We start from the raw sequence: 9,231 nt of genomic DNA, 5'->3' as shown, positions 1-9,231 counted from the left end.
ACTCCCGCAGGAGTCGAGCTTATACGATCCAATCAACAGTTCTCAAAATCAACAGTAACCTTTAACACAGCCTTTAAAAAAACAAAAAAGACTGGGGATGAATCAAGGAATGATTCATCACCAGTCTTAGATATGTCCTTTTACTCAACCGTTACGGATTTAGCAAGGTTACGTGGTTTGTCAACATCACAATCACGGTGTAAGGCAGCGTAATAGGCAATTAATTGCAATGGGATAACAGAGATAAGTGGTGTTAATAATTCATTTACTTCTGGGATGACAAAACTATCTTCATCCATATTCAAACCATCCATCGAAATAATGCATGGGTTTGCTCCACGTGCTACAACTTCTTTCACATTTCCACGAATACTTAAGTTGACGCTCTCTTGTGTAGCAAGGGCAATAACAGGTGTACCTTCTTCAATTAATGCAATCGTACCGTGCTTTAATTCACCGCCGGCAAAACCCTCTGCTTGAATATAAGAAATTTCCTTAAGCTTCAAGGCACCTTCTAGTCCAACATAATAATCAACCCCGCGGCCGATAAAGAAGGCATTGCGTGTGACAGATAAGAACTCTCTTGAAATATGTTCGATTAGCTCTTTTGAGTCACATAATACTTCCATAGCATTCGCAATAATACCAAGCTCATGAATCAAGTCAAAATCAACCGGAATTCCTTGGCTTTTCGCCGTTACATCTGCTAAAATCGCTAACACAGCCAACTGTGCTGTATAGGCTTTAGAGGAAGCTACCGCAATCTCAGGACCAGCATGCAATAAAAGTGTGTAATCTGCTTCACGTGAAAGCGTCGAACCTGGTACATTAGTAATCGTTAATGTACGATATCCGAGCTCTTTCACTTTTACTAGTACAGCACGGCTGTCAGCAGTCTCACCGCTTTGTGAAATAAAGATAAACAACGGCTTCTTAGTTAGAAGCGGCATATTATAAACAAATTCACTTGCAATATGAACTTCAACTGGCAGTTTCGCAATGGTTTCAATAAACTGCTTTCCAACCAATCCTGCATGGTAAGAAGTTCCAGCTGCAATAATATAAACACGGTCAGATTCATTCATAGCAGTAATAATTTCAGGGTCAATGGTTAATGCCCCTTGCTCATTTTGATATGTTTGAATAATTTTACGCACGACTAGCGGCTGTTCATCGATCTCTTTTAACATGTAGTACGGGTAGGTTCCCTTTTCAATGTCACTTGCATCCAATTCAGCGGTATATGGCTTACGGCTAATGATATCGCCTTGCAGGTTTTGAATGGTCACTTCATCCTTAGTAACAAGGACAATTTCCTTATCCATTAATTCAAGATATTGATTTGTTACTTGAAGCATCGCCATTGCATCACTAGCAACTACATTAAAATCATCACCAAGGCCGACTAAAAGAGGGCTTTTGTTTTTTGCAACATAAATGGTTTCATTGTCTTGTTCATCTAAAAGTGCAATTGCGTAGGAACCATGTAAAAGGGCTAGCGTCTTACGAAAGGCCTCAATAACCTCTAAGCCCTCGTTAACAAATAACTCAATCAGTTGAACCACAACTTCAGTGTCTGTTTCACTTCTGAATGGCACACCTGTTAAATATTCACGCTTTAAGAGCTCATAGTTTTCGATTACACCGTTGTGAACAAGTGTAAAACGTCCTGACCCACTTTGATGTGGATGGGAATTTGACTTACTTGGAACACCGTGTGTTGCCCATCTAGTATGACCAATTCCAATATTCGCTTTAACCTCTTCAACTACGATTTCACGTAAATCTGCAATACGGCCCTTTTCTTTAAAAACATGAATTCCATTTTCATTTTTTACAGCGATTCCTGCAGAATCATACCCTCTATATTCAAGCTTTTCTAAGCCTTTTAAAAGAATCTCTTTCGAGTCGTTATTTCCGATATATCCAACAATTCCACACATTTTCTATTTCCTCCCTGGACTCAGGGGGCAAGAATGCTTTTGGAGGCAGTGCTTGCCCCCTCATCTCTGTTTTTAATTAAGGCATCTGTCTATACCTTGTTAAACATTACATCTAGTATGCGCATATTCTTCTCTTTGTGCACAGAGTTGCCTCTATGTTTTAAAGAAAAACTTTTCGGTTGTGCGTTTGCAACCGGGAGGTATCCGCCGAACATTCGATAATCCTCCTCCTCGTCAACTAATCAACACTCTTTGATTAGTTCAGGCGCTTTTTAAAAATTATATAGCCTTTTAACAACCCACCTTTCTTCTTTAGAATGGCAAAACCTGCTTTTAAACAAAGCAAGTTAATACTACTATGATAATCGGCATTCGTCAACTATATAATGGAAATTATAGATTTTTCCAATATTATTATTACACATAATAAAATATGCATAAGGGAAATAATCCGTTCCCTTATGCATATAGAAAGCTTTACGTACAACAAAGAGTTTTACTCGTAGTTGCCCAGCACTAGCTTATATTTCTTCTATTCCTTTAATTCCATCTCTTCTTTCACTACCTGAACAATCCGATTGACGAAGGATTCACATAGTTCCTCGGTTGCTGCCTCTGCCATGACACGGACAAGCGGTTCTGTTCCACTTGGACGGACAAGAATTCTTCCGTTCCCAGCCATCTCAGCTTCAACTTGTTCAATGACAGCTTTTACTTTACCGTTATCGGTTACATGGTTTTTATCGATTACTCGTACATTGACAAGCTTTTGCGGGAACTTTTTCATTTCACCAGCTAATTCTGATAAAGGTTTGCCGGTTACCTTCATGATATTTACTAACTGCAATCCTGATAATAATCCATCACCTGTGGTGTTGTAATCTAAGAAAATGATGTGACCTGATTGCTCACCGCCAAGGTTAAAACCACTTTTCTTCATTTCTTCTACCACATAACGGTCACCTACCGCTGTAGGTACACTATGGATTCCATGAGTTTCAAGGGCTTTGTAAAAGCCAAGGTTACTCATGACAGTTGAGACAATCGTCCCGTGCTTTAAACGTCCCTGCTCTTTCATGTACTTCCCGCAGATGTACATGATTTGATCACCATCCACGATATTCCCCTTTTCGTCGATCGCAATTAAGCGGTCGCCGTCTCCGTCAAAGGAAAGGCCTACGTCAGCTCCTTTTTCTTTCACAAGAACTGCCAGTGCTTCTGGATGTGTTGATCCTACTCCAGCATTAATGTTTAATCCATTGGGAGATGCCCCCATTGTTGATAGATCAGCGTCAAGGTCTGCAAATAAGTGGCTTGCTAAGGCCGAGGTTGCCCCGTTTGCACAATCCAAGGCGATATGGATGCCTGAGAAATCCTCATCCACTGTATTCTTCAAGTATTGAAGGTACTTCTGACCGCCTTCAAAATAATCCATCACCTGACCAAGGTCCGCACCTGTTGGACGTGGCAGCTGGTCTTCCGCTAAATCAATAAAGTTCTCAATTTCTAATTCCTGTTCATCTGACAGCTTAAAACCATCTGGACCAAAAAATTTAATTCCATTATCTGCAACAGGATTATGGGAGGCAGAAATCATAACACCTGCTTGAGCCCCCAATGCCTTTGTTAAATAGGATACCCCAGGTGTTGAAATGACTCCTAATCGCATGACCTCTGCACCAATTGACAGTAAGCCGGCAACAAGTGCTCCTTCTAACATATGACCTGAGACACGTGTATCACGGCCAATAATTACTTTAGGGCGATCTTTATCCTTCGTTAAAACATAACCGCCAAAGCGCCCCAATTTAAAGGCCATCTCCGGTGTTAATTCGCTGTTTGCTACTCCACGTACCCCATCGGTACCGAAATATTTACCCATCTTAAAAAATCTCTCCTTCAACATGTGTATTGCTAGATTTTAGGCATTATTAGTTATGGTTACTTTTGCTGTAGTTTGATCAGACGTCCACTGAACATCGGTCGGACCGTTTACCTGAATTTTGACATCGTGTGTCCCCTCGGTCAGTCCAGACAGATCAATAAATGCTGAAAAGTCATTCGGTCCGAGCTCAGTAACAGAATTACTTGGTCCATTAATTGATAAAGTAACAGTCTGACTTGTTGGATCATTTACTTCTGCTGTAAGATCAGCTGCTAATCCTTGAATTTTTAAAGGTATGCCTGAGACTGTTTTTTCTTCATTTGTGGCCGTTGTTTGTTCATCTGTGGCCGTTGTTTGTTCATCTGTGGCTGTTTTCTGTTCATCTTTTTTTACCATTACCGTTGCTTTTACTAATTGAGGGGTTACCCTCGTAATACCATTTGAAATGATAACCGGTAAGGTTAGTGTTGTGTTTTCCGTAATCTTACTTAAATCTACTTCTACTCGAACACTTTCTGTATCTTTTAGAACCTCTTCACTTCCGGTAATTTTGGCTTCTGTTTCATCTAACTCAATAGATTCGACCGTAACCCCTTCCGGAGAATTTCCCTTTTTAATAATATTAATCGGAACGGTTTTACTGTTTAACTTTATTGGAATGGTCACATTTACCGTTTCAGGTTCAACAGTTACATCCAATTTATTTAGCTTTTTATCCAAAACTTGAATTTGCGCCTGCTTCGAAATTGTTGCTTTTAATTTACCATTACCCTCAAGCGTTGCTTTTACGTAAGTAATTTTGTCTATGTCACTTTTAGCACCGGTGATTTTTACTTTTTTAGGTTCAACCACAGGCTGACCGGCTGAGTACCCATCTTCTATTTGGCTGGAATCGAATTCTGCTTCCACCCTGAATTCCTTAGAGATTTTTTCTTGCACGGACACCGTCACACTTGCGGGTTTCATGGTTGCCTTTAATTTATCAGATAAATTTCGAATCTTAAGCTTTACCTTCTGCTCGCCAATTTTTGCATTGGTCAAATCGACATATACCTCAAAGTTTCTTAAGGCCTTCGCCGATTGAACATGTGTGATAGGACCCTTAATGGTTACATCTACTGTGTTTGGGATCCCTGATACAACTAGGTTTTCAGTATCATAATAAACCTTTACAGGGATATCTTTTATGGTCTCTGTTGTTTGCTCCCCAGGAACATTAACATCGGTTAACTTTTCACCTGAATGAGGTACCGAGGAATATAGCAGGACAGCCAATAATAAGGCTAGTATTTTTATAAACCAAGGATTATCAAACATTTTATCCATTTTGTTTTCCCCTCCAGTTCCACCGAGCTGAAGAAGCCTGTTTATCTTTATTATGAATTAACATTTCACGGGTAAGCAGCTCTTTTAATTCCTCCACTTTCAAATCACGATGCAGTTCTCCATTCTTTGTCAGTGAGATTCCCCCCGTCTCTTCAGAAACGATAACGGTTAAGCTATCTGTAACCTCGCTTATTCCTAAGGCTGCCCGGTGCCTAGTACCAAGCTCCTTTGAAATAAATGGACTTTCAGATAAAGGAAGATAGCATGCTGCCGCTGACACATTATTTTTTTGGATAATCACTGCACCATCGTGAAGCGGTGTATTAGGAATAAAAATATTAATGAGCAATTCCGAAGAAATATTGGAATTTAAGCGTATACCTGTTTCTATGTAATCACTCATGCCCGTTTCTCTTTCAATTGAAATTAAGGCTCCAATTCGGCGTTTTGCCATATAATCAGTTGCCTTAACAATGGCATCGACTGCTTTTTCCTGATTATCATCGTCCTGCGTACTGCTTCTCGAGAAAAATCGCCCTCTTCCTAATTGTTCAAGTGCTCTCCTAAGCTCAGGCTGAAAGATAATGATAACCGCAAGAAATCCCCAATTTATGGCCTGTTGCATCATCCAGCTTAAAGTTATTAAGCCGAGCCACTCACTGACCACCCTGACAAGAAGAATCACAAGGATCCCTTTTAATAATTGAACGGCCTTTGTGCCTCTTATCACATTGATCAGTTTGTAAATGACGTACCATACGAGGGCAATATCAACAATACTAGCTAGATACTTCCATATACTGAGATCCGCAAACTGCATTGTTTCTTCCTCCGTAACTTTCTAACAACATATAATTCATACAATTAATATATTATACCATAACTTCACCATACAACTTATCATATGTATGTGGTAAAAAAAACAAATCACCCGTCACCTAGAGTGATTTGTTCTTATTTAGTTTCAGACTGACTAAAGATATCTAGAACGTCATGAGTTGTTCTTTTCATATGATACCAAATCCAGTCGAAAACTTCATTTATTTCCTCTATCTGTCCAGTTACATGACCAGCAGAGGCTAAATATTTTTCACCGTTAATGACGGTAACATCACCTTGAACTTCACCTTCTATCCGAACATTCCCATTGTGGACAACGACATCGCCTTTAACCGTTTCTCCTTTAGGGACTATAACTGTATGATTCTTAACCACCAGATTCTTTTGCTTTGAAACAGAAAATTCCCTATCCTGGCTCCAGGTTGAGAACAAACTTCCCATCATCAGAATGACAAAAACAGAAGCCGCTGTGAGCATAGGATGATTTGTAAACCATTTCTGCATCCATATTTTTTTCTTTTCCTTCGGTAGACGGGCGAGCACATTAGCTGTGAAATTGGCCGGTGCCTGCATATGAGGAATATTTTTAATAAAAGCATCCGCTTTTTTTAATTCATTAAATATTGTTTCACACTCTTTACAGCTATTGAGGTGGTCTCTTAGTTTTTTTTCTTTCTCTGGGTCTAGTTCTTCATCTAAGTAATCATGCATGAGTTCAATGATCTGTTCAGGACACATTTAAGTTCTCACCTCTTTATACATATCGTAATTGCTGCCTTAATGCTTCCCGGCCGCGATGAATTCTTGTCTTAACCGTTCCAAGAGGAAGATTGAGAATCTCGCTTATTTCATTTAAGGACATGTCTTGCATATATTTTAGAACAATGGCGGATCGGTACTTCTCAGGTAGTTTTAATATTTCCTTTTGAACGGTCTCCTGCAGTTCTAGGCCTTCTACCTCGGTCTCCGGCAAAGGAGAATCCGAGGAAATTTGCGAATACATAGTTAAGCCTTCAGTACCCGCTACTTCCGCATCTAAATAATAGTCCGGTTTCTTTTTGCGGATCCGGTCGATGCAAAGATTAGTGGCAATCCGAAAAAGCCATGTTGAAAACTTCAAATCTTGGTTAAATGACTTGATATTCACATAGGCACGGATAAATGCTTCCTGAGCAATATCCTCTGCTTCATGACGATTTCCCAGCATTCTGTAACATAACTGGTAAACACTGTTTTTATATAATTCCACAATCTCTCCAAAGGCGTCCTGATCGCCCTTAATAACCTGTTTTATTCTTTTTTTCACAATTGTATCCATTAAGTTTCCTCAGCTCCATTGTCGCTATACGAAATACGAACGTCAGCCAAAAAGGTTTCGCTTTTAAACGAAAAACTTTTCAATACCTTTAATATTAACAAAAATTTACTAAAGTGAGACAGAATATGTTTAAAGATTTTATTAGGGGGGAATAAAATAATATGTAGTTAAAAAGAGGTGGTAGATGATGGTTTCTCCAGACCGTGGATTACTAGAAGAAATAGAAATTCAACGAAATGATATGGTTCTATTAGCATCTGAGACTTCTCTATCCAATCACAAAGTAATCGAAGCTAGTAAAAGGCTAGATTGCTTACTTAACAAATATCATCAATTATTGAACCGTTAAAATAGCAGAAGCTGCATAATCTATTATGCAGCTGTCTTTTTATAGTAGCTTTTCACCAAATAATGAGCCCATTAGCTCTACAGCACAAATAGCTGTTTTATTTTTCTCATCTAGGATTGGATTTACTTCCACAAATTCTGCAGAGGTGATGATACCAGCCTCCTCCAGCATTTCCATAGCCAAATGACTCTCTCGATAGCTAATTCCGCCAATCACTGGTGTACCAACTCCTGGAGCATCACTTGGGTCTAAACCATCTAAATCAAGTGATAAATGAATACCATCTGTTTTTTCTTTTAAATAGGCAATGGTTTCCTCCATCACTTTTGTCATTCCCAATCGATCAATTTCATGCATGGTGTAAACTTTAATTCCCTTTTCTCTAATAAGTTCTTTCTCGCCATCGTCAAGGGATCGTGCACCAATGATGACAATATTTTCTGGTTTTACTTTCGGATTATAACCGCCAATTTCAGTTAATAAAGGGTGACCCAAGCCTATACTTACAGCTAAAGGCATGCCATGGATATTTCCAGATGGACTTGTTTCGGCCGTATTTAAATCCCCATGAGCATCATACCAGATAACTCCTAAGTTCTGATAATGCTTAGAAACACCTGCTAGTGTGCCTATCGCAATGCTATGGTCTCCACCTAGGACGAGTGGAAAAGCACCAGATTGAACTGTTTCATCCACTTTATTAGCAAGCAAAGCACTCTTCTCTGCCACTAGATCTAGGTTTCTTAGGTTCGATTCTTTATCGATGACTACTTCTGGTCTGCCAACAGGGATATCACCCCAGTCATGTATTTCATCAAAAAGTGGTTTAAGGCGTTCATTGATTCCTGCGTAACGGATGGCGCTTGGCCCCATATCTACCCCACGTCTCATTTGTCCTAAGTCCATCGGCATTCCAATGATTGAAAGTTTTCTTGTCATCTCTTATTCCCCCTTGCCAGTTATACTAACATTTTAACCGCTTTCATACCGATGACTCAACTCGACAAAATTCTGTATATATATGCGTATTTATTTTAAAATTCTGATGTTAAATGAATACATAATTAACTCGACTGTTAATTTTTGCTACAATCAAGACCTTTATTGAAAAAACTGGCCTTTAACACGTTCAAAAATAAAAAAAGCCTTAAACCATAAGATTGGTTTAAGGCAAATATGTAGTGTGATGGTGGAGTCTAGGGGGATCGAACCCCTGACCTCCTGCGTGCAAAGCAGGCGCTCTCCCAGCTGAGCTAAGACCCCAATTGGAGCGGAAGACGGGATTCGAACCCGCGACCCCCACCTTGGCAAGGTGATGTTCTACCACTGAACTACTTCCGCATAAAGCGGATGAATAAAAAATGAGCCATGAAGGACTCGAACCTTCGACCCTCTGATTAAAAGTCAGATGCTCTACCAACTGAGCTAATGGCTCTTGGCTGGGCTAGCTGGATTTGAACCAACGCATGTCGCAGTCAAAGTGCGATGCCTTACCGCTTGGCTATAGCCCAAAGATGTAATTACTTCTAGTATGTCCAACTTTTTTAAAAATATAAATGGTGGAGGGGGA

At 39.6% G+C, this 9,231-nt stretch carries 8 protein-coding genes and 4 tRNA genes; 1 reads left to right on the top strand and 11 read right to left on the bottom strand.

Translation table 11 applies throughout. The features are described from left to right. Positions 1-140: 140 nt before the first annotated feature. From glmS to sigW, 6 genes are all read right to left on the bottom strand, one after another. Complete coding sequence (gene glmS, locus V7266_RS05630) at positions 141-1,943, bottom strand: glutamine--fructose-6-phosphate transaminase (isomerizing) (protein ID WP_335466513.1); 1,803 nt, start codon at positions 1,941-1,943, stop codon at positions 141-143. Positions 1,944-2,475: 532 nt separating this feature from the next. Continuing rightward, positions 2,476-3,825, bottom strand: coding sequence for a phosphoglucosamine mutase (gene glmM / locus V7266_RS05625; RefSeq protein ID WP_335466511.1), 1,350 nt, complete (start codon positions 3,823-3,825; stop codon positions 2,476-2,478). 39 nt (positions 3,826-3,864) lie between these two features. Continuing rightward, on the bottom strand, positions 3,865-5,154 hold the full coding sequence (locus V7266_RS05620) for a CdaR family protein (RefSeq protein ID WP_335466509.1): 1,290 nt from the start codon (positions 5,152-5,154) through the stop codon (positions 3,865-3,867). Further along, a complete protein-coding gene (cdaA, locus tag V7266_RS05615; protein WP_335466508.1) occupies positions 5,147-5,974 on the bottom strand; it encodes a diadenylate cyclase CdaA in 828 nt (275 codons plus the stop codon). Before cdaA ends, V7266_RS05620 begins: the two co-directional genes overlap by 8 nt. Positions 5,975-6,108: 134 nt before the next feature. Beyond that, positions 6,109-6,732 (bottom strand): anti-sigma factor, encoded by a 624-nt coding sequence (locus V7266_RS05610; protein ID WP_335466506.1) that lies wholly within the window; start codon positions 6,730-6,732, stop codon positions 6,109-6,111. A gap of 16 nt (positions 6,733-6,748) precedes the next feature. Next, the gene (gene sigW, locus V7266_RS05605) at positions 6,749-7,312 is read right to left on the bottom strand and encodes an RNA polymerase sigma factor SigW (RefSeq protein ID WP_335466504.1); all 564 of its coding nucleotides are present in this window, start codon (positions 7,310-7,312) and stop codon (positions 6,749-6,751) included. Between the two features lie 184 nt (positions 7,313-7,496). Here sigW and V7266_RS05600 point away from each other — a divergent pair, with 184 nt between their 5' ends. Then, positions 7,497-7,661 carry an aspartyl-phosphate phosphatase Spo0E family protein gene (locus V7266_RS05600; RefSeq protein WP_335466502.1) on the top strand — a complete coding sequence of 55 codons (165 nt, stop codon included), beginning with the start codon at positions 7,497-7,499 and terminating at the stop codon, positions 7,659-7,661. 39 nt (positions 7,662-7,700) lie between these two features. Here the strand turns inward: V7266_RS05600 and rocF are convergent, their stop codons facing one another. From rocF to V7266_RS05575, 5 genes are all read right to left on the bottom strand, one after another. After that, entirely contained in the window at positions 7,701-8,600 is a 900-nt protein-coding gene (rocF, locus tag V7266_RS05595) for an arginase (protein ID WP_335466500.1), read from the bottom strand. A 248-nt stretch (positions 8,601-8,848) separates the two neighbouring features. After that, positions 8,849-8,924, bottom strand: a tRNA-Ala gene (locus V7266_RS05590). Positions 8,925-8,927: 3 nt separating this feature from the next. After that, positions 8,928-9,002 (bottom strand) — tRNA-Gly (locus V7266_RS05585). A 21-nt stretch (positions 9,003-9,023) separates the two neighbouring features. After that, positions 9,024-9,096 (bottom strand) — tRNA-Lys (locus tag V7266_RS05580). 1 nt (position 9,097) lies between these two features. Continuing rightward, a tRNA-Gln gene (locus tag V7266_RS05575) sits at positions 9,098-9,172 on the bottom strand. Positions 9,173-9,231: the final 59 nt, after the last annotated feature.

The sequence above is a fragment of the Neobacillus drentensis genome, from assembly GCF_036965645.1.
Lineage (GTDB): Bacteria > Bacillota > Bacilli > Bacillales > Cytobacillaceae > Neobacillus > Neobacillus drentensis_D.
The sequence above is the reverse complement of the archived record's forward strand: the minus strand, read 5'-3'. Positions and strand labels throughout refer to the sequence as shown.